Annotated in this window: 22 protein-coding genes; 1 reads left to right on the forward strand and 21 read right to left on the reverse strand. The window is 33.7% G+C overall.

Annotated elements, in window-relative coordinates:
- Positions 1 to 23: 23 nt before the first annotated feature.
- From QLQ22_RS13470 to QLQ22_RS13560, 19 genes are all read right to left on the reverse strand, one after another.
- A complete protein-coding gene (locus QLQ22_RS13470; RefSeq protein ID WP_284014952.1) occupies positions 24 to 1,211 on the reverse strand; it encodes a glycosyltransferase in 1,188 nt (395 codons plus the stop codon).
- Complete coding sequence (locus tag QLQ22_RS13475; RefSeq protein WP_284014953.1) at positions 1,208 to 2,326, reverse strand: polysaccharide pyruvyl transferase family protein; 1,119 nt, start codon at positions 2,324 to 2,326, stop codon at positions 1,208 to 1,210. The genes QLQ22_RS13470 and QLQ22_RS13475 overlap by 4 nt, the downstream gene beginning before the upstream one ends.
- Positions 2,327 to 2,340: 14 nt before the next feature.
- Positions 2,341 to 3,516: a glycosyltransferase gene (locus QLQ22_RS13480; protein ID WP_284014954.1), complete on the reverse strand. Its 1,176-nt coding sequence runs from the start codon at positions 3,514 to 3,516 to the stop codon at positions 2,341 to 2,343.
- A complete protein-coding gene (locus tag QLQ22_RS13485; protein ID WP_284014955.1) occupies positions 3,513 to 4,550 on the reverse strand; it encodes a glycosyltransferase family 2 protein in 1,038 nt (345 codons plus the stop codon). The genes QLQ22_RS13480 and QLQ22_RS13485 overlap by 4 nt, the downstream gene beginning before the upstream one ends.
- 17 nt (positions 4,551 to 4,567) lie before the next feature.
- On the reverse strand, positions 4,568 to 5,761 hold the full coding sequence (locus QLQ22_RS13490; protein ID WP_284014956.1) for a glycosyltransferase: 1,194 nt from the start codon (positions 5,759 to 5,761) through the stop codon (positions 4,568 to 4,570).
- 9 nt (positions 5,762 to 5,770) lie between these two features.
- Positions 5,771 to 6,514: a glycosyltransferase family 32 protein gene (locus tag QLQ22_RS13495; protein ID WP_284014957.1), complete on the reverse strand. Its 744-nt coding sequence runs from the start codon at positions 6,512 to 6,514 to the stop codon at positions 5,771 to 5,773.
- Positions 6,515 to 6,563: 49 nt separating this feature from the next.
- The gene (locus QLQ22_RS13500; protein WP_284016823.1) at positions 6,564 to 7,724 is read right to left on the reverse strand and encodes a DegT/DnrJ/EryC1/StrS family aminotransferase; all 1,161 of its coding nucleotides are present in this window, start codon (positions 7,722 to 7,724) and stop codon (positions 6,564 to 6,566) included.
- Between the two features lie 21 nt (positions 7,725 to 7,745).
- On the reverse strand, positions 7,746 to 8,363 hold the full coding sequence (locus tag QLQ22_RS13505; protein WP_284014958.1) for an acetyltransferase: 618 nt from the start codon (positions 8,361 to 8,363) through the stop codon (positions 7,746 to 7,748).
- Positions 8,360 to 8,968, reverse strand: coding sequence for a sugar transferase (locus QLQ22_RS13510; RefSeq protein ID WP_284014959.1), 609 nt, complete (start codon positions 8,966 to 8,968; stop codon positions 8,360 to 8,362). The genes QLQ22_RS13505 and QLQ22_RS13510 overlap by 4 nt, the downstream gene beginning before the upstream one ends.
- Positions 8,952 to 9,128, reverse strand: a complete 177-nt coding sequence (locus QLQ22_RS13515) for a YwzD family small protein (RefSeq protein WP_284014960.1) — start codon at positions 9,126 to 9,128, stop codon at positions 8,952 to 8,954. Before QLQ22_RS13515 ends, QLQ22_RS13510 begins: the two co-directional genes overlap by 17 nt.
- A gap of 11 nt (positions 9,129 to 9,139) precedes the next feature.
- A complete protein-coding gene (locus QLQ22_RS13520) occupies positions 9,140 to 10,213 on the reverse strand; it encodes an EpsG family protein (protein WP_284014961.1) in 1,074 nt (357 codons plus the stop codon).
- A 30-nt stretch (positions 10,214 to 10,243) separates the two neighbouring features.
- Entirely contained in the window at positions 10,244 to 11,131 is an 888-nt protein-coding gene (locus tag QLQ22_RS13525) for a glycosyltransferase family 2 protein (protein ID WP_284014962.1), read from the reverse strand.
- Between the two features lie 5 nt (positions 11,132 to 11,136).
- On the reverse strand, positions 11,137 to 12,246 hold the full coding sequence (locus QLQ22_RS13530; protein WP_284014963.1) for a glycosyltransferase family 1 protein: 1,110 nt from the start codon (positions 12,244 to 12,246) through the stop codon (positions 11,137 to 11,139).
- Positions 12,231 to 13,385 (reverse strand): glycosyltransferase family 4 protein, encoded by a 1,155-nt coding sequence (locus QLQ22_RS13535; RefSeq protein ID WP_284014964.1) that lies wholly within the window; start codon positions 13,383 to 13,385, stop codon positions 12,231 to 12,233. Before QLQ22_RS13535 ends, QLQ22_RS13530 begins: the two co-directional genes overlap by 16 nt.
- Before the next feature lie 54 nt (positions 13,386 to 13,439).
- Positions 13,440 to 14,321, reverse strand: a complete 882-nt coding sequence (galU, locus tag QLQ22_RS13540; RefSeq protein ID WP_223435388.1) for a UTP--glucose-1-phosphate uridylyltransferase GalU — start codon at positions 14,319 to 14,321, stop codon at positions 13,440 to 13,442.
- Positions 14,322 to 14,334: 13 nt separating this feature from the next.
- Positions 14,335 to 16,161 (reverse strand): polysaccharide biosynthesis protein, encoded by a 1,827-nt coding sequence (locus tag QLQ22_RS13545; protein ID WP_284014965.1) that lies wholly within the window; start codon positions 16,159 to 16,161, stop codon positions 14,335 to 14,337.
- Between the two features lie 4 nt (positions 16,162 to 16,165).
- Positions 16,166 to 16,342 carry a hypothetical protein gene (locus QLQ22_RS13550; protein ID WP_284014966.1) on the reverse strand — a complete coding sequence of 59 codons (177 nt, stop codon included), beginning with the start codon at positions 16,340 to 16,342 and terminating at the stop codon, positions 16,166 to 16,168.
- Between the two features lie 228 nt (positions 16,343 to 16,570).
- Entirely contained in the window at positions 16,571 to 17,239 is a 669-nt protein-coding gene (locus tag QLQ22_RS13555) for a CpsD/CapB family tyrosine-protein kinase (RefSeq protein WP_423246204.1), read from the reverse strand.
- Positions 17,211 to 17,951, reverse strand: a complete 741-nt coding sequence (locus QLQ22_RS13560) for a YveK family protein (protein WP_252206952.1) — start codon at positions 17,949 to 17,951, stop codon at positions 17,211 to 17,213. Before QLQ22_RS13560 ends, QLQ22_RS13555 begins: the two co-directional genes overlap by 29 nt.
- A gap of 419 nt (positions 17,952 to 18,370) precedes the next feature.
- Here QLQ22_RS13560 and QLQ22_RS13565 point away from each other — a divergent pair, with 419 nt between their 5' ends.
- Positions 18,371 to 18,751 (forward strand): helix-turn-helix domain-containing protein, encoded by a 381-nt coding sequence (locus QLQ22_RS13565; protein ID WP_252206953.1) that lies wholly within the window; start codon positions 18,371 to 18,373, stop codon positions 18,749 to 18,751.
- Between the two features lie 62 nt (positions 18,752 to 18,813).
- Here QLQ22_RS13565 and QLQ22_RS13570 read toward each other — a convergent pair whose 3' ends face one another.
- Positions 18,814 to 19,212, reverse strand: a complete 399-nt coding sequence (locus QLQ22_RS13570; RefSeq protein ID WP_223435395.1) for a MaoC/PaaZ C-terminal domain-containing protein — start codon at positions 19,210 to 19,212, stop codon at positions 18,814 to 18,816.
- Entirely contained in the window at positions 19,209 to 19,658 is a 450-nt protein-coding gene (locus tag QLQ22_RS13575; RefSeq protein ID WP_284014967.1) for a MaoC family dehydratase N-terminal domain-containing protein, read from the reverse strand. The genes QLQ22_RS13570 and QLQ22_RS13575 overlap by 4 nt, the downstream gene beginning before the upstream one ends.
- Positions 19,659 to 19,668: the final 10 nt, after the last annotated feature.

Below are 19,668 nucleotides of genomic sequence, written 5' to 3' on the forward strand. Positions count from 1 at the left end.
TCTCCTCTGCCCATCGCATTGGTTTAAATTATGAGTTTACGTAATTTATTCATATCTACTGTATTAAAGTATTCTTTTTCTAAGTTTTGAGTAAAATTGTTTCGCAAATTTTGATCATTAATTAATTTCCCTACTGCATTATATAATTCGAATTCATTAGCACCAACGATTAAACCCGTTTCTCCATTTTTTATTTGTTCTTTTGCCCCACTAGTGTCTGTTGTTACAATAGGCTTTTTTAAACACCTGGCTTCAGCTAGAGTTATACAATATCCTTCGTGTCTAGATGGCTGCACATATATATCACATTGTGTTATATATGGATATGGATTTGGATCTATCCCTAAAAAAATAAACTGGTCTTGAAGATTATACTCTTCAACCAGTTTTTCGTATTTCATTCTAGAACTTCCTTCCCCTAAACAATACCATCTAACTTTATATCCATCTTTAATTAACATTGATAATGCCTTAATAGCTATATCCTGACCTTTTTCATTTGTTAACCTACCAACAGTTAATATTCTCAACCCATCAAAACTATCAGTATATCCTTTTCCCTCTTTCGACTGCTTATCAATCAATTCTGGTGATGTTATATTTGAAAATACTTCAGTTTTCTTATCTATCGAAGGAATTATATTAACTAATTTTTTTCTTCCATCATTTGAAACCACAAATATTTTATCAAACATGTTATACATTTTTGATTCGGTCGTCTTGTTGAATCCTATTTTTGTCACATCAAAATGAATCCATTGAACTTTTTGTTTCGCTACTATTTTATTTAATACAAAATACGTTATTAAATCCATAGGACCTGCGTATGCAACTGCTATATCATAGTTATTACTATTGATAGAAAAATCCTTTAAGATATATTTTAAAAATGGCTTTCTATCCTTAAAAATTTTTGAGAATAAATGAAAAAACAATATGTTAAATGCTTTTAATAACTTACCTTTTTTAATGAATCTAATTGCACTCAATTTCGGTGGATTATTATACATATTTTGTATGTCTATATATCCATCTACTTTTTCGATATTAACATGGCTAGGAATCAAATCTAAGAATCCACCATATTTCTCTAGCATTAAAATAGTTACATCAAAATTTTCTTGTGGAAGTTCTGATATCAAATTTAGTAATGCTTTTTCAGTTCCACCGACATTCATATTTATTACCATGAATAGGATCTTTGTCTTCATACAATCCCTCTAAAATTATTTTGATTTAGAAATTCATAAAGCTTTGAAAACTGATTCATAGCATCATTCGAGAACATTTCCAAGTTTGTTTTATTATTAAATGACCTATTAAGTGTATTTTCATCAAATTGTAGGTTAAGTTCATCCATGTTTACTAGAACATCTGTAAGATTAATATCCTTAAACATATTAGTAGTTTTTCTGCTATATATAATTGGCATTACTCCGATTCCAAGTAATAAGGCCAGAATATTAGCATGAAATCTAGCTGCAATAAATAAATTAAAAGATGTTATAAGATTAATAGCTTCTTTTAAATTTCCTTTATATTCGTATACAAATACTTTGTTTAGGGTTTCAGGAGAAAGATTAGATTTAATTTCATTGATAACCTGTAAATCTCCCTCACGTTCACAAAAAGACATTAAACTACATTCATAATTCTTACTTACAAACGATTCAATCGTCCTTACTGTACTACTAATATAGTCATTATGGAATTTCGATAAACCTTGTTTATGTATTGGATCTATTATTGAAAATCCAATCATTTTTTTGTTTGTATCAGTTTTATAATCACTAATATCCATTTGAAACACAATATCTGGTGCATACCTAACTTGTGGTAGACTTTCAAATAAATTATATGAATATAAATCTCTAAAACAAACGTCGTCACAAAGTTTAAAGAACTCTTTGTAATCTTTGAGAAAAGCATCTGTCTTAAAAGGACCAAAATTAGCTCCAAGAATAAATACTGATTTCCCTCGATTCTTAAATTCCTTAACCATTTTCATCCGATCTTGATATAGTGTACGATGATACTCTTCTTCTCTAAAAATAGAACCACCAATAAATAATAAAGCATCATGTTCTTCAGCTACTGCATCATAGTTTGTTATAGAATCAGAAATTTTAAGACGTTGACCTATTTTATTAATTAGTGAATATTTTCTTCTTTTAACATTATGATATTGGGAAATAAATCGATCATAATTATTTCCTAAATAATTAATTGTAAACTCACTCTGAGGGAATTTCTTTGCAAGGATATCTAAAAATAAATCGTCTCCTAAATTAAATTGTAAATAAATATCTACAAAAATTTTCTTCATTGCTTTCACCACTCTTAACTTTCAATTAAATTGTAAAAATTCTTTAACTGATTAACTGAACTATACGGTTCTGTTGTATCTAGTTTTTTCATTATTTTTTCTTTAAAGCTCTTTTCATCCAAATACTTTTTAACACCTTTATATATGCTCTCTATATCATGTTCAACTATTAAACCATCTACTTCATGCTCAATGATTTCCTTCGCTGTGAAAAAGTTTGTGCATACAATAGGCCTTTTTAAAATTTTAGCCTCACTTACTGTAAGACCAAATCCTTCTTTTATTGATGGTTGTACGTAAATATCACAATTTTCCATATAAATGTATGGATTAATTTTTTTCCCTAGCAAAATAAAATAGTCATTTAATTCATATTCCTCTATCAATTTTTGAAGTCCTTTTCTTTCTGGACCTTCTCCAATCCCAAACCATCTAAATTTATATCCCGAATTCTTTAGTAAGTTTGCTACCTTAATAGCCTTATCATAGCCCTTTGCTGATACTAGCCTTCCTACTGTTAAAATATTAACTAACGACTTGTCAAATTCTTCAGCCTCTCCTTCAAGAGACATTTGATTAATCATATTCGGGTCAACTATATCTAAAATCAAATCAACTTTATTCTTATATTCTTCTCTAATCTGAGACACAGAATTTTTTGTGTGTTCAGAAACTGCAATCATTTTATCTATTTTACTGTATGATTTATAATCAACTTCTTTATCATACAAAGTATTAACATAATCAGTATTAATCCATGCTAATTTTTTTGATGCAATAACCTTATTTGCTACTAAATAAGTAGGCATTCCCTGACTATAAGCTATGGCAACATCATATATTTTATTTAATGGCTTCAGAATCTTATCTATACTTTTATATACAACCTGTTCACTATGTAATACGTTTTTATTGTAATTATTTACTCTTAAACTTAAAGATGTCTTTAGTCTATAAAAAAGGTTTTTCATATTTATTAAAGTATTATTTTCGATTGAACTAAAGTATTTTGGTACTGATAAGATATTTATATATGATGGAATATATTTTTCTAAATCCCCACCTCTTTTAATAAGTAATAAATCTATTTCATATTTCGAAGAATCAATCAGATTTAATAAGGAAACTAAACTTTTTTCTGCTCCTCCAATTGTTAGTGAATCAATAACGAACAGTAGCGATTTTTTCATAGACTCACTTGCTTTCTAGATATAAATTTCCTTTTTAATTTTCTTAGCATATTTAAATAAACCCCATAAATGATACAAGATTTAAAACGATTATTTTTCACAAAAAATACATATGGTTTATAGTACGCACTATTAGATTTAAATTCACTTTTATATTTCTCGACATAAGGTATAGAGAGTAATTTTTTTATATTGTTACTTGCTTTATTTATCTCTATATTTTTTAAATTGAAGGTTTGTTGCTCTATCAAACTTAAAACAAATTCTTGAATTCGTTTTACAATTATTTGATTTGTTTTTTGTTCATTAAAATTAACAGAACGAAATATTCCCTCGATATATTCACAAACAATAATATGATTTTCAATATAATTGATAGATATTTTTGAACTTATGCTTTCCTGATTAAGTCTATTGTAATTATATAAATACTCTTTTATAGCAGCAAATATCTTGCAATAAGCAACATATTGGAGGACAAAAACTAAGTCCTCTGACATAAATATATTTTTATCCATTTTCAAATTATTCTCGACGATAATTTCTTTTTTAAATATCTTACCCCAAAGTACTCCTCCTGTTCCCTTACAGACCATTTCCATAAAAGAATGTAAGTTTACACTAATATTAAAATCAAAATCTGTATGATTCCTTACCATATATTTGGACTCATCTCTATAACCACAACAGACTAAATCAGCTTCTGAACTTATCATTTCTTTTAATAGTAATTCAATATATCTTTTATCAACTGTATCATCAGAATCTATAAATACTAAATATTTACCTGTCGAAGTTAGAATACCCTTATTTCTGGCTTCAGATGGTCCGTTATTTTCCTGATATACATAAATGATTCGGTTATCCTTTTCTTTATACTCAGAAATTATCTCTTCACTTTTATCACTTGATCCGTCATTAATAATGATAATTTCAATGTTAGTATATGTTTGATTAAGTATGCTTTCTAAACAATTTGAAATATAATTTTCACAATTATAAACTGGTACTACGACACTTACTTTTGGAACCATCCTTACCTCCCCCCACTTCAATTTAAAATATTATATAACTTCTTCAATTCAGGTCTATTGCTGAAATTTGTATTTTTACAGTTTTCAACTAAATTATCTCTTAGCTTTGAATCTTTATATAGTTTTTCAGTTCCGTCTGCAATTCCTTCAATAGATAACTCAGTAATATATCCGTCAATTCCATCTTTCACCTGGCTTTTTGCTGTTGTATAGTTCGTGATCATTACTGGTTTTGAAAGAATCTGTGCTTCACCTACTGTTACAGCTTTTCCCTCGTATCTAGACGGTTGAACGTATAGATCAGCTTCTTTCATAAATGGATATGGGTTAGTTTGCTTCCCTAATAAAATAAAGCTGTCCTCTAGTTTAGATTCTTTTATCATTTCTTTGATCCTAGTTTCATCACCGCCATAGCCCACTACATACCATGCAATATCATGATAGCCTTTTTCTTTTAATATCTTTAAAGCTTTTACAGCATTATCGATTCCCTTGGCATGTGATAGTCTGGCAACTGTTAAAATTTTAAATCTATTATCTTCAATCATTGGATTATGAACTATTTTATTAGCCATCTCTCTAATGAATTCTGGTGATGTTATATTTTCTATTACAATCACCTTATTTTCTAATTCGCTATATTTATTCAAAAAAGATGTTTTACACGCTTCTGATACAGCTACTATATAATCAAAATTCCGCCACATTTTTAAGTCCAACTTAATATCTGTTTCAACCTTTGAAAAATCAGTATGAATCCAAGCTATTTTTTTCTTAGCCTTCACCTTTTCAGCTACAAAATAATGTGGCCATAAATAACTTATTGCTACATCATACTCTTTTGCAATCTTGGGAAGAAAAGGTAAAGCATACTTCCACATTAGTTGCATTTGATAATAGCCTGGCTCTGCAATTCTTTTTATTTCCCCTGTAAGAACAGCATTTATCTTAGAAAAAAATCGTGATAGCCCTATGCTGTACTGTTTATCTTTAAAGACTTCTCCTATTGATTTTCTAAAAGTTGCGTATTGCGGGATTTCTCCTAATAAATTTGCTTTATTAGAAACTAAGTTCAGAAAATCACCTTGTTGTCGGTATAACATCAAATCAACAGCGTATTCTCTATAATCAAAGTTTTCAAGCATGCTCACAAGACTTCTTTCTACTCCCCCAACTTCCATATCAAAAGAGGCTATCAATATTTTTTTCATTTTTTTCTCCTAAACTCTCGAAACTATTTTTCTGATTTTAGCTATATTTTCTCCGCCTATTACTTTAGCTGCTACTGTTTTTAAATTGCTTTTAAATTTCGCTTTTGGTGATAACCAGCTCTTATAAAAGTGATGCATGGCGTACGTATTTTCAGTGATAAACTTCCTACAGTTTATGTAATCATATGGAGAGAAGTATGTCTGAGGATAAAATGTTCCTAGCTCAATTATTTCTTGATATTGTCCATTTATTTTCAATCCATTATTTTTTAATATCTTAGTTACTATAGCTACATTTGTTAAATCATCGTAACTACCATCTTCTTTAATAAAACTCTTTTCTTGATATGAATATAAAAATAATTTTATCAACTTATTCCCTTTAACTGCCCCTATCGTGCTTGTTGCAATATAATTTTCTTGTTCAAAACCCCAAAATGACTCATGATTCAATAGATCATCAAATGGTTTAAATACTTCCACATCAGTATCCAGGTATATTCCACCAAAGTTAAATAAAGCTTGCATTCTTGCATAATCACTTACGAAAGCAAACTTCTTTGATTCATATGCCTCTTTTACATATATATTGGTGTTTATATCAAAGTTATTTTCATTCCATTCTCTAATTTCATACCCAGATAAATGCTTTTTCCAGCTTGCTATACATTCTTTTACAATATCAGGTTTTTCTTTTCTTCCGAACCAGCAGTAATGAATAATTTTAGGGATTTTATTATTATTTGTATTCATTTTATTCTCAACCTCCCTTCGATAGTGAACGCCAAATAAAAGTTTAAGATTATACTCTTATTTTTAAACTTTCTTTTACATACTTTATGACTTTCAATTGTTCTTCTTCCGTCATATTCGATCCTGAAGGAAGGCATAAACCTGTATTAAACAAATGTTCAGATACATTCGTATTTTCATTATGAGTGTAGCATTTAACCCCTTTAAATAGAGGTTGCATATGAAGAGGTTTCCAAACAGAACGCGCTTCTATATGTTCTACAGCCAAAGCATTTAATATAGAATGTATTGAAGTTCCTGTTACTTTCTCATCAATGGTTAATGCTGTAAGCCAACGATTAGATTGTGTATCGTTTAATTCAGGCATAAATTTAATTCCAGGTTTACAACCTAATTCTTGATAGTATCGATCAAATAGTAACCTTCTAGCTTTAACTCTTTCTTCTAATACTTCTAATTGAGCCCTACCGATACCAGCAAGTATATTACTCATTCGATAATTAAAACCAATTGTGCTATGTTGATAATGGGGAGCTTGATCTTTTGCTTGAGTAGCTAAAAATCTTGCTTTCTTTAAAGCTTCAATATCATTAGAAACAAGCATACCTCCACTAGAAGTTGTAATAATTTTATTTCCATTAAATGAAAATACACCAAATTTCCCAAATGAGCCACTCGCTTTTCCTTTATAGGTAGAGCCAAGTGACTCTGCTGCATCCTCAATAATTGGTATATCATACTGGTTACACATAGAAACTATTTCATCCATTTTTGCACTTTGACCGTATAGATTTACAACAATAACTGCTTTAGGCAGCTTTCCATCCATAAATGCTTCTTTTAAGGCTCTCTCAAGAGCAAGAGGTGACATGTTCCATGTTTCCGGTTCTGAATCGATGAAAACTGGTTCAGCACCCTGATAAAGTATTGGATTCGCACTCGCTACAAAAGTAAGTGTGGAACAAAAAACTTTGTCTCCCTTTTTTACATCTAATAAAGAAAGAGCCAAATGAATTGCTGCAGTACCTGAACTTACTGCAACAGCTTCACTGACTCCTACATAATTTGCTATTTCTTTTTCAAATGCATCAACATTTGGCCCTAAAGGTGCAATCCAATTTGTTTCAAACGCTTCATTAATGTATTTCAATTCATTTCCACTCATATGGGGAGAAGAAAGATAAATTCTTTTTTGTAAAATTTCTTGCATCACTTTTAACACCTCTTACATTCAATATTTAGCAGGTACTCCTATCGCTGTCTGATGTGAAGGAATGGATTTAACAACAGTTGCACCTGCTCCAATCACAGTCCAATCACCAATGTGAACATCTGGAATTATTGTAGCACCCGCTCCAATATGAACTCCTTCTCCAATTCGCACATTACCTGTTAAGGTACCTCTGGGTGAAATATGAGAGAAGTTTCCTATGTGATTGTCATGTTCAATGATTGCACCTGTATTAATGATCACATGATCACCAATATTAGAATCGGCATTAATAACAGCATTTGCCATAACAACAGATCCAACACCAATTTTTGCACTTGAACTTACAATAGCTGTAGGGTGGATAACGGAAGTATAAAAATTATCGTCAAGATTCAATTCTTCTATGATTTTTTTTCTAATTTTATTATTTCCAATAGCTATCATAAATTTAATACCTGAATAATTTTCGATTAAATCTTTATAAGCAGATATTGGACCATAAAAAATATGATCAGAAATAAATTTCTGATCATATTTATCATCTAATAATGCAACTAGATTAATATTCTTATTAAAAACTACTATATCTTTGATAACTTTACTATGTCCACCTTGACCAATAATCACAAAGTTCATAACGAGCCTCCGCTTATTTGGGACCCCTTAAATTTTTCAACTGTTGCTTTTCCTTGCTGATTTATTCCATGAGATCTTAAAACTTTATAACTTGTTAAAAAAAGGATTTTCAAATCTAACAAAAAAGATTGATTATTTACGTACCAAACATCCAGCTTGAACTTTTCTTCCCATGAAATACTGTTTCGACCATTTATTTGAGCCCAGCCAGTAATACCAGGTTTGACTTGGTGTCGCTTTTTTTGTTCTTCTGTATAAAGAGGTAAATATTCCATTAATAAGGGTCTAGGTCCTACTAAACTAATATCCCCCTTAATAACGTTTATCAATTGAGGAAACTCATCAAAACTCGTTTTTCTTAAGTATTTCCCGAAAGGTGTTAACCTATAATGATCATCTAATAGTTCTCCAAATTCATCTCTTTCCTCAGTCATTGTTCTAAATTTATAAAAGTAAAATGGTTTACAAAACAGACCCGGTCTCAGCTGTTTAAAAAAGATTGGTGATCCTATCTTAACTTTTACAAGTATTGCTACGGCTATTAAAATAGGAGAAAATATTATAAGTATTGCTATAGAAGTAGCTAAATCAAAAATACGTTTCATTTTTCTCCCCTTTGATGCTTTTGAGTTTTTCTATAATTTCAAGTTCTATTTCATTTATGAATTCTAAAACACTAATACTTTCAGACAGCTGTCCTATTTCATAAACATACTCGAGAAGTTGTCGTAAGTTCACTTCATTTATATTATCTGCTATTTTCATAATATTACCTCTTATAAATTGATATAATCACTTCTGTAAATAATCCCTAATGAAATTACGTGTTCGTACACAAAATAGATAAGATAACAAACTAGTAATGAATAATAAACGAACTTCTTATTACTATCTTTAAAAAGATGTATTAACCAAGAAATCAAAATTAAGTTGTATAAACTAAAATAAATGTTAAATCTTGCAAAAATCCAATTTTGTGTTGCGATAATCATAAAGATGACACCTATCATAGCTAAATTTACAATAATATCACTCTTTGGCCAAAGTTTCCGAAGCCTCTCACGACCTAAAAAAGCTATAAATAATGGCACTCCTTCAACCAATACTCTCAGTTTATTTGCTCCACCTTCAGTAAAGATGCCATATTCCCCATATTGAGTATCTTCTATTGCTGAAAAAATTAGTTGAGAAAACTCATTAAATCCTATTACAATTAAGACAGTCGCAGTTAGTATTATAATTGTTACCTTAGTCCAAGCTTCTCTTCTGACAATAAAATAAATTGGCAATAAAATAAGAGCACTTTGATGGAAGGTACTTGCAATTAACACAAGTATAAAATATTTTTTAGGTTCGCCTGCCAGCAGAAATTTTGTCCCCCAGAATATTATCGATGCTGCTAAAAATTGACGTATACCATTCATAGAAACAGTAAACATACCAGAAGTAATATAAACATATAAACTCAGTTCGAATAATCGAGTGTATTTATAAAGTGTTACAATGATTAGTAAATTGGTAATTAAAGCGGTTATGAAAATTAAGACCTGAGGATCGGAAGTCAAATTCTTTAACATCATCTGCAGAACGCCAAAAGCAGGGTCCTTATTCTCAAGTATGTAATCCCATGTAAAATCAGTAGCTTGATAAGCATGCATATAAAAATAGGTATCGCCTATTGTATTTCTTAGTCCTGAAACTAAAGCTAAGACTGAGAACGTCAAAAAAACTAAAAATTTATTTGGAGAGACAAAAGTTGAGTAGGTAAAAGTACCGTTCATTGACGCCGAATACCTCGAAAAAAAAGCAAGCACAAAAACCAATAATAATGTAATCCAAAGAACTGTCATTTAAAATGACCTCTTCTCATTGCTAGTTTATTAATCTAAAGCAGTAGTTTTAGATAAGATGTGCAAATAAAGACTGACTCCAAATGGAATTGCTAATATAGTAAGAAATTTATTTGGTGTTTCATGCACAAATCTATTATTTTTATAAAGCAAACAACTTGAAACATAATGAATACACTGTCTATACTTAAATCCTAGATTTGCAGATTTTAAATTCATCAATTCTTTCCTATAAAAAGCAAAACCCTTTGGATTCTTCCTATATTGATTTAACATGTTCCTAGAAGATCCATCCTCCAAATATTCAACACAACATAGTACCTCATTAAATAGAAGCATTTCATATTCTTCATCCAGCTTATAGTATTTATAAGCAAGGCCTACATACTTTTCCCCTTTGAAGATTGGATATGGATACTTTTTAGATACTTCAGTTCTGTAAACGAGTTTTTTATCTCCCTTGACTCCATGTTTATTGTAAAGATCAAATAAAGAAGATTTTTTTAGCTGATCTGGCAGCCTTGATCCTATGATTTGGCCATTAGTATCTGAGTCAAGTCCAATTATGCCACTTACTTTTTTTGATCCGTTAATTATCCAATAATTTATTATTTTCTCCACTGCGTCATCAGGCATATAATCATCTGAATCAATACAAACATTGAGCTCTGTATCAATATTGTTGTAAGCAGTATTATGGGCGCCATGCATTCCCTGGTTTGGCTGCTGGATATACTTAATCTCTATCATGTTCTCTTCTATCCAGCTTTTAACTAAACTTGGTGTATAATCTGTAGAACCATCATCAATAATTAACCATACAAAGTCCTTGCTGCTTTGACGTTTTAAACTCTCATAACAATGGTGCAAGCAATAAGCGCGATTAAAAGTTGGTGTAAAGATTGTTAACATTTTCATATGCTTCACCTCGAGATTGCTAAATAATATTCTTTAGTCCATTGAGAACTGTGTTGGATATCGTAGCCTTTATCAGAAAGATTTTTAAAGTTAATATTCCTATTGATTTTGAGCTTTCGAGTCTCTTGTATTTTTTTAATCCATTCAGACATGTTAGTGTTGGATGCATATTTAATTAGATTAATATCCATATCTACTTCACTCGAAATATTATCAGAAATAATACAAGGTAAACCTGATGCCTGTGCTTCTACTAGCGTAACTGGCAACCCTTCATGCAAGGAAGGGAAAACAAATAGATCGAATGCTTGTAATAAAAATTCTACATCACTTCTACTACCAAGAAATTGAACTTTATTTTCGATATTTAATCCTTTAACCTTTTCTTCAATTGATGACCTTAATGGCCCAACACCTACTAATATTAATACTGCATTTGGAACCGTTTTTAATAATTCATTAAAAATATCAATCAAAAATATATGGTTTTTTTGATGATTAAATCTGCCTATATGACCAATTGCTAAAGTATTTATTTCAATTCTAAGGTCTGCTCTTACGTGATCTCTTATAGCCTGTGAGAAAGCAAACTTGTTAAGCTCTATCCCATTCTTTAGGATTGTAGAGGAGCTTGCTTTACTTTTGAAAAGCCAATTTGCTGCTACTTTCGAACATGCCAGATAATGAGTTGATGCTTTAGAGATTTTACTACCGGCGTAGCTTTTATAAACCTTAGCAGCAATTCCGCCTTCACTTTGAGTATTATGACTATGTGCAATTCGTGTAGGTACACCAGCCTTCTTTGCAGCACGCAAAATAAACCCGCTCATTTTATCCATATGGGCGTGCACGATTTTGTATTGACTATTCTCATTAAAAAATTGATCAAGGTGGTTAATGTAATTTCTATGGCCTCCATCAGTGATATAAGGAATTCTATGAATCCTTCCACCCATTTCAGTGATTTCATCATCAAAGGCACCTGGTTTACATGTTAGGAAATCAAATTGAACTTTTGATCGATCCATATTTCGATACAAGTTCATGATTAATGTTTCTGCACCACCGCGGTTCATGTTTACTACGGCATGCAAAACTCTTATTGGACCGCCCACTTCAATGCCTCCGTTTCTCTCATGTATTTCATGTAGATTTTACTTTTTTCTTCAAGCACTTGTTTAATGCTGTACTGGTTCTCGATTAATATTCTGCCATTGCTTCCAAATATTTTCCTTTTCAAATGATCAGTTGCAAATGAATAAATGTGCTCTGCAATTTTCTGACCATCTTGATTTCGAACAATCCATCCATTCACCCCATCCACCACAAGTTCCCGATGCCCCCTGTTGTCTGTAGCAACAACAGGCAGCCCGCAGGCCATAGCCTCCATAATATTGACCGGCAGTCCTTCACGAAGACTTGATCCTACTGCTAAATCACACATTGGCAAGATGGAATCAATATCTTTTCTGAATCCCAAGAAATGAACCATTTGCTCGATACTGAGCGTTTTAGCAAGCTGTTTACATTCTTCTAAAAGAGCTCCTTCACCAGCCAGGAGAAGTTTAGCGTTTGGGAGATTATCTTTTAATCGAGACATGGCATGCAGCAAAAATTGCTGGTTCTTATTCTTGTTAAACTCTGCTGCGTAGAACAAAATGAAGTCATCTTGCTCCATTCCGAATGTTTTTCTTCTTTTCATTTTTTCATTTTCCGAAATCGGTTTGAACTTTTCAGTGTCTACCCCTACTCCATGAACGTGTTCAACTTTTCCAGCTGCAAATCGCCGATCCATTGCCAGAAGATAATCTTCTTCATTAATCGTAATCAGACAATCCGTATAAGCTGAAAGCCATTTTTCGATTGGGTAAAAAGTCAGCCAATTTTGAAGCGGCGCACCTTTGCAAAAGTGAAAGCCGTGTGCCGTATAGATGACTTTTGTGCCTTTTGTTCTTGCTTTTCTTGCAGCCAGCCGGGTAAGAACGCCTCCAACAGGTGTATGGCAGTGAATGATACTGTAGTTATTTTCATTAATGATGTCTTTTAATCGACTGTATGCAACCGAGTTTCTACTATTAAATGGTGACCGTTGAATGGGCAGGTTGTATTTCTGGTCGACGTATGGAAGTTCAATATTCCCAAGTGCAGCTACATGAACTTCCCAGCCCTGTTCTTTAAACCATTTTAGTATTGGTAGATGAAAGCTTTTAAAGTGGTAATCAACTGTTGCCGTAAAAAGCACTTTGTCAGGCATTTTTATCACCCTGCTCGAACAAAAAACACTCAATTGCACGAGTGTTTTCGTTCATTATTTTTTGGAGAATTCTTTTTCCATTAGATTTGATAAGTAATGAAGCAAATCGTATTTCAGTTCGCTATGTTTAAGAGCGAATTCAATGGTTGTTTTGATGAAGCCGAGTTTTTCACCTACATCATAGCGGATGCCTTCAAAGTCATAGGCAAAAACGGCTTCTATCTGATTAAGAGCGGCTATGGCATCTGTAAGCTGGATTTCTCCGCCTGCTCCTGGCTTTTGATTGTTTAATAGATCAAAGATTCTTGGACTTAAAATATATCTGCCCAGGATGGCTAAATTAGAAGGTGCTTCTTCCATCTTCGGCTTTTCTACTAAATGGTTCACATTGTAAAAGCGGTCACTTATTTTCGCGCCATCTACGATTCCATATCTGGATACCTCTTCGTCAGATACATGCTGCACGCCAATAATTGAGGCATTATAGCGTTCATATTGTTCGATCATTTGTTTTAGACAAGGTTTTTCTGCTGCGACAATATCATCACCGAGTAACACAGCGAATGGTTCATTTCCGATAAATTTGCGTGCACACCAGATCGCGTGCCCAAGTCCTTTTGGCTCTTTTTGACGAATATAATGAATATCCACGAGTTTGGAAGACTTTTGAACTTCATTTAATAACTCTAGTTTACCCTTCTCTAAAAGGTTTTGTTCGAGTTCAAATGAGTTGTCAAAGTGGTCTTCAATCGCTCTTTTTCCTTTACCTGTTACAATGATAATGTCTTCAATGCCTGATTCTACTGCTTCTTCAACAATGTACTGAATCGTTGGTTTATCTACTATCGGAAGCATTTCTTTCGGCATCGCTTTTGTGGCTGGCAGAAATCTAGTGCCAAGTCCTGCTGCTGGAATAATTGCCTTTTTAACTTTCATAAGTAATCTCCTTTTAACTAGGTATCGACAATAGCTCGTTAACAGGAACACGATGATTGGCGAGATTTAACAGCTGTTCGCGCAATTCGTTTTTCTCCATTTCAGAAAATGTATCGATGATATGTTGGATTTCTTCTATATAAAGAGTAGCTGTTTTCCCTACGTAAATCTTCGGATACACTTGCTGTTCATGTACTTCATCATCTTTAAGCAATTCTTCAAACAGTTTTTCGCCAGGCCTCATGCCAGTGACTTCTATTTCAATGTCGTCAAGAGAGTGCCCAGACATTTTTATTAGATTTTTAGCAAGATCAATAATTTTGACAGGTTCGCCCATATCAAGAACAAAGATCTCTCCACCCCGTGCGAGTGCTCCGGCTTGCAAGACAAGCCTTGAAGCTTCTGGAATGGTCATAAAATAACGGACCATATCCGGATGCGTAATTGTTACGGGACCGCCTTTTTCAATTTGCTTTTTAAAAAGCGGTATCACGCTGCCTCTGCTTCCTAAAACATTTCCAAAGCGGACAGCTACAAATTTTGTCTTGCTAATTTGGTCAAAGTGCTGAACCAGCATTTCAGCAAGTTTTTTAGTTGCACCCATGACGCTAGTGGGATTTACAGCTTTATCCGTTGAAACCATGACAAAGATCTCAACGTTGGCCCATCTCGCAGCACTGGCAGCATTACGTGTGCCAATAACATTGTTTTTTACAGCTTCTTCTGGATTTCGTTCCATCAGCGGTACATGTTTATGGGCGGCTGCATGGTACACAATGTAGGGCTGATGTCTGCCCATGACTTCAAACATTTTTTTCTCATCCTGAAGATCCGCAATTTCGGTTACAAGTTCGATTTGATATTTTTCTGCTTCTGCTCTCAGCTCCATTTCGATGGAGTAAATGCTATTTTCCCCGTGACCCAAAAGAATCAGCTTGTTTGGTTTAAACTTTGTAATCTGTCTGCATATTTCGGAGCCGATGGATCCTCCAGCCCCTGTAACGAGAACGGTTTTTCCTGAAATGTTTTCAGAAATGCTTTCAATGTCAAGTTCAACAGGCTTGCGTCCTAAAAGATCCTCTACACGGACTTCCCGGATTTGATTGACAGAAACTTTTCCGGTAATTAAATCTTCAAGCATGGGAATGATTTGCGTTTTCGCTTTTGTCTTAAGACATTCATTAAAAATATTCTGTAATCCTTTTTTGCTTAAAGATGGAATGGCTATGATAATATTATCAATTTCAAACTCACGTACTTTTTCTTCAATTGCACTTACCCCGCCTATAACCGGAATGCCAAGAATATCAAGTTTCTGTTTGTGGACATTATCATCAATAAAAGCAACTGGATACATATCTGTATCTGCACTTTTTTTCAGCTGTCTTGCGACCATAGTTCCAGCTGAGCCTGCACCAATTATTAAGGTTCTTTTCTTGCTGCTTGATTTGCTTATGTATGTATCACGGATCATTCTCCAGCAAAAACGAGAGCCTCCTATCAAAAGCATATGAATCATCCAGGTTACTGCCAGCAGTCTGAAATGAATTTCAGTTTCAATCAGCTGCTGCATGACAGCAGTTGCAGCGATTGAGTAAGTTATGGCTTTAAAAATAATAAGCAGTTCCCCGATGCTCGCGTATTCCCAGGCCTTGTTATAAAGCTTATATATGAAAGAAAAAATATGATGACTGATTAATAAGGTGAGTGAGCTGATGACTAATGGGATTGTAAGAACATGCAGATCTGCCTCTAGAAGGAAGCGGCTGAAGAAGATGGCAGAAAGAACGATAATTGAATCAACTATTATTAATAATGACAGCCTTCGATTGTAGGTCATCAGCTCAGCCTCCTGCGCATTCTTTTTTTCTTTCTGTCCCTTTTGAAAGAATCAGCGATCTTTTATAAATGGAAACATCGATGAGTTTTTTTATTTCATTCAGCTGCTCTAAGCTTGCATCCTGCTTAATATAGCGAACCATTTTCTTCAATGATTTCGGGTAATGATCAAATGGATTCAAGAATAGCACTCCCTTTTCTTTGATATAAATCTTAACTTTATGCTCTTTTGAAAAAACATAAAGTTAAAATTTATATGAATTGGGGCATTTAACCCCTCCTCACATCACACTACCGACGACTCGCGTCTAAGGCTTTCAAGGCCCACAGCATGATCGAGTGCCTCCATTGATAATGGATAGGAGACATTACCAGATATTCTTAATCAAGAACGAATTTTGTAAATTTTTTTATTTATATTCGTTGAGCACGATACCAAGCAGTGATGCTCTTGAGGCTGACAGGATTTTGTTTGCTTCCAGCGCTTCTTCTTTATCTGTTTTGCCGTTATTAACGACCAGTACTACTCCATCACATTCATTGGCTAAGATTTTCGTATCAACCACATCAAGAACGGGCGGACAGTCAAACAAGATCAAATCGTATTGATCATGCAGTTTGGCCATCAAGTCTCTCATTGCCTGAGAAGCTATGATTTCGGAAGGATTATGCGGAATCGATCCGCTTGTTAAAATAGCCAGCCTTCCTATCTCTGTTTGGTGAATCGCTTCACTTAAAACGGCATTTCCGATTAAAACATTTGTTAGTCCAACGTTATTTTCAAGTTTAAATGCATTATGTATGGCAGGCTTTCTTAAATCACCGTCAATCAGCAGTACTTTTTCTCCCTGAAGGGCAAATGAAACCGCAAGATTGGTGACAGTGGTGGACTTTCCTTCTCCATATCCCGGAGAGGTAATGAGAAGGGAGCGATACTTTTGATCAATAGAAGCAAATTGCAGATTTGTCAGAATCGTCCGATACTGATCTGAAATCAGGCTGTTTGGATTGAAGTAAGAAATTAAGCTTTTTTTTCTTGGCGGAATCGTGTTAAATGGATTTTGAACCAAAAGTTTCACTCCTTAAATGCTGTTTCTTTTTTACATTTCCTTTTGTTGTATTCCGCTTTGACATTTTTGAAACAGCACCCAGAATTGGCGCATCAAAAATCTCTTCTACCTCTCTCTTGCTGCGGATACTGTCATCCAGTGAATCAAGCAAGAAAACAAGGCCGACTCCGATGATGATTCCTGCGATAACCCCCATCATAATGTATCTGGAATGATTTTCATTGATAGGGTAATAGTTCGGCTTGGCCTTAGCTAATATCTCCATGCCATCAATGACGATAAACCCAGGAATTTCATCTTTAAAGATTTCAGCTGTGGTATTAGCAATTTTAGCCGCCAGCACAGGATCTGAGTCTATCACTGAAATATTGATAACTTGTGAGCTTCCTATTGTTTCAGCATTGATCTGGCCGCTGAGTGCTTCCCCTGAACGGTCCAAATCCAGTTTTGCTGCTACTTTCTCAAGAACAGCTGGATCCTTGATAATGACGTTCAGTGTGTTTATTGTTTCTGCAGTAGTATTGATTGTAATGCGGGTAGAGGTGGCAAACAAAGGGTTCGTATAAAAATAACTGTAAAAACCTGCAAACATAGTGGTCAGCAGCGTAATCACTGCAATCATCCAAAAACGCCTTTTAATTACTGTAAAAATTTCTTTAAGATCGATTTCCTTTTCTTTTCCAGAGATCAAAGGGTCATCATGAAAATTATGATTTTTCATAGGTTCCACCTTTCAAAGTAAGAGTTCTTCATAAAGAACATTGATAGTAAATAAAAAGAGATTCGATTTCCTAATATGTTCTTTATTTTAGTTCTTTATAAAGAACGTGTCAAGCAGATAGTTCTATATTATTATGAATTCTTCAAATATATTCTATCATTCTATTTTTGTTTTCTTCTTATACTGACAATTATCTTGTTTTCGATAATATGAGCTGTTATTAATGTATGCTATTTTACCTAATTGTAAAAACCGTCAAAATTCTTTGTTTTTTCGTTAAAAAGAACGAAAATCTCTTGATTACTCACTAATACTCGCTTAATCACACAATTTTGATATTTTATAAAGAACAATATGTTCCTTATAATGAAAGAGCAAGTTACTATTTTATCAGAATTGGCTGATTAAGGAGACAAGAAATGGTTGGTGATCGCTTACGGGAGTTAAGACAGGAAAAGGGGTATTCAATTAGTGAGCTTGCTGAGCTTGCTGGAGTTTCCAAATCTTATTTAAGTTATATTGAACGAAACATCCAAAAAAACCCGTCGCTGCAGTTTTTGCAGAAAATTTCAATGACTCTGGAGGTTGATTTAGAATATCTTCTGGGGTATGAAAGGGATCATTTTAATGAAAACATTGATGATGAATGGCGGGAGTTATTGAACAAAGCAATTGAGGATGGACTAAGTAAAGAGGAATTTAAAAATTTTCAGGAATATGCCAAATTCAAAAAGTGGAAACATGGAAAAAAACAGATATCTGAATTTATTATTGATGATAAGACTCATGGTTCCAAATAAAACATGTTTTCTTCAGTTCTAATAAAGAAGACCTCTCATCCTCAGGATAAGAGGCTTATTTATTATATCCTTCTAAATACAACATCCCCCTTAGCAACCTCTGTCCCATCCTGATTAACAGCCCTCACATGAAACTTTGCAGATTCATCGTTCATCTCATAAAGATCCGCCTGATGAGTCAGCACATCACCCAGGAAAACCATTCCTTTAAACCGGATCGTATAAGCTTCTATAAAGCCTTCCTCATAGAACGGAGAAAAGAGTTTAGACAGGCTGCCCATTGTCCACATGCCGTGTGCAATGATGCCCGGCAGACCTGCTTTTTCTGCTTCTTCGTCAATGGTGTGAATTGGGTTGTAGTCGCCTGAAGCTCCAGCATATTTGATGAGATCCAGTTTTGAGACAGGCGGAAGTGTGATGTCCTTTAAGGGATCACCCAACCGAAAATCAGCAATTGTCATACGTTCATCACCTTTCTGACTGCTTCATTTATAATAACGACTTGTTTCATTGAAAAAATCAAATCTCCTTCTTCTGTCTCTCCCAGTCTCTCAATAGTGAGCATGCCCATGCTTCCCCCGCTCCCTTTTCTCTCCCTGTAGTTTACAAGTTTAGAAGAGCAATAGACGGTATCGCCTACTAAAAGCGGTTTTTCATAATGAAACGACTGTTCACCATGTATCAGACCTTTAGACGGCAGCTTCAATCCTTCAATTGTGCCGTAGCTCAGGGTAACGGGAAAGGTTGGCGGTGCCAGATTCCGCTTGTATTTTGAACGGGCTCCGGCTGCCTCATCTATGAAAAGAGGGTTCTCATCTCCGATCGCTACAGCAAATTTTCTGACTGTTCCCTTCTCAATAGAGTTCTTTACTTTTTCGGAAGCGCTTCCAATTAAGTGTTTGAACATGGGTTTCGCC

Origin of the sequence: Metabacillus hrfriensis (assembly GCF_030127205.1) — a bacterium.
In the GTDB taxonomy this organism is placed as follows: domain Bacteria; phylum Bacillota; class Bacilli; order Bacillales; family Bacillaceae; genus Bacillus_P; species Bacillus_P dongyingensis.

Coding starts and splice junctions, on each gene's coding strand:
- QLQ22_RS13560 (WP_252206952.1), bottom strand. CDS start 17,951: ATGAAAAATCATAATTTTCATGATGACCCTTTGATCTCTGGAAAAGAA.
- QLQ22_RS13485 (WP_284014955.1), bottom strand. CDS start 4,550: ATGGTTCCAAAAGTAAGTGTCGTAGTACCAGTTTATAATTGTGAAAAT.
- QLQ22_RS13545 (WP_284014965.1), bottom strand. CDS start 16,161: ATGACCTACAATCGAAGGCTGTCATTATTAATAATAGTTGATTCAATT.
- QLQ22_RS13505 (WP_284014958.1), bottom strand. CDS start 8,363: ATGAACTTTGTGATTATTGGTCAAGGTGGACATAGTAAAGTTATCAAA.
- QLQ22_RS13475 (WP_284014953.1), bottom strand. CDS start 2,326: ATGAAGAAAATTTTTGTAGATATTTATTTACAATTTAATTTAGGAGAC.
- QLQ22_RS13495 (WP_284014957.1), bottom strand. CDS start 6,514: ATGAATACAAATAATAATAAAATCCCTAAAATTATTCATTACTGCTGG.
- QLQ22_RS13470 (WP_284014952.1), bottom strand. CDS start 1,211: ATGAAGACAAAGATCCTATTCATGGTAATAAATATGAATGTCGGTGGA.
- QLQ22_RS13520 (WP_284014961.1), bottom strand. CDS start 10,213: ATGACAGTTCTTTGGATTACATTATTATTGGTTTTTGTGCTTGCTTTT.
- QLQ22_RS13575 (WP_284014967.1), bottom strand. CDS start 19,658: ATGTTCAAACACTTAATTGGAAGCGCTTCCGAAAAAGTAAAGAACTCT.
- QLQ22_RS13525 (WP_284014962.1), bottom strand. CDS start 11,131: ATGAAAATGTTAACAATCTTTACACCAACTTTTAATCGCGCTTATTGC.
- QLQ22_RS13570 (WP_223435395.1), bottom strand. CDS start 19,212: ATGACAATTGCTGATTTTCGGTTGGGTGATCCCTTAAAGGACATCACA.
- QLQ22_RS13535 (WP_284014964.1), bottom strand. CDS start 13,385: ATGCCTGACAAAGTGCTTTTTACGGCAACAGTTGATTACCACTTTAAA.
- QLQ22_RS13565 (WP_252206953.1), top strand. CDS start 18,371: ATGGTTGGTGATCGCTTACGGGAGTTAAGACAGGAAAAGGGGTATTCA.
- galU (WP_223435388.1), bottom strand. CDS start 14,321: ATGAAAGTTAAAAAGGCAATTATTCCAGCAGCAGGACTTGGCACTAGA.
- QLQ22_RS13515 (WP_284014960.1), bottom strand. CDS start 9,128: ATGAAAATAGCAGATAATATAAATGAAGTGAACTTACGACAACTTCTC.
- QLQ22_RS13500 (WP_284016823.1), bottom strand. CDS start 7,724: ATGCAAGAAATTTTACAAAAAAGAATTTATCTTTCTTCTCCCCATATG.
- QLQ22_RS13480 (WP_284014954.1), bottom strand. CDS start 3,516: ATGAAAAAATCGCTACTGTTCGTTATTGATTCACTAACAATTGGAGGA.
- QLQ22_RS13510 (WP_284014959.1), bottom strand. CDS start 8,968: ATGAAACGTATTTTTGATTTAGCTACTTCTATAGCAATACTTATAATA.
- QLQ22_RS13490 (WP_284014956.1), bottom strand. CDS start 5,761: ATGAAAAAAATATTGATAGCCTCTTTTGATATGGAAGTTGGGGGAGTA.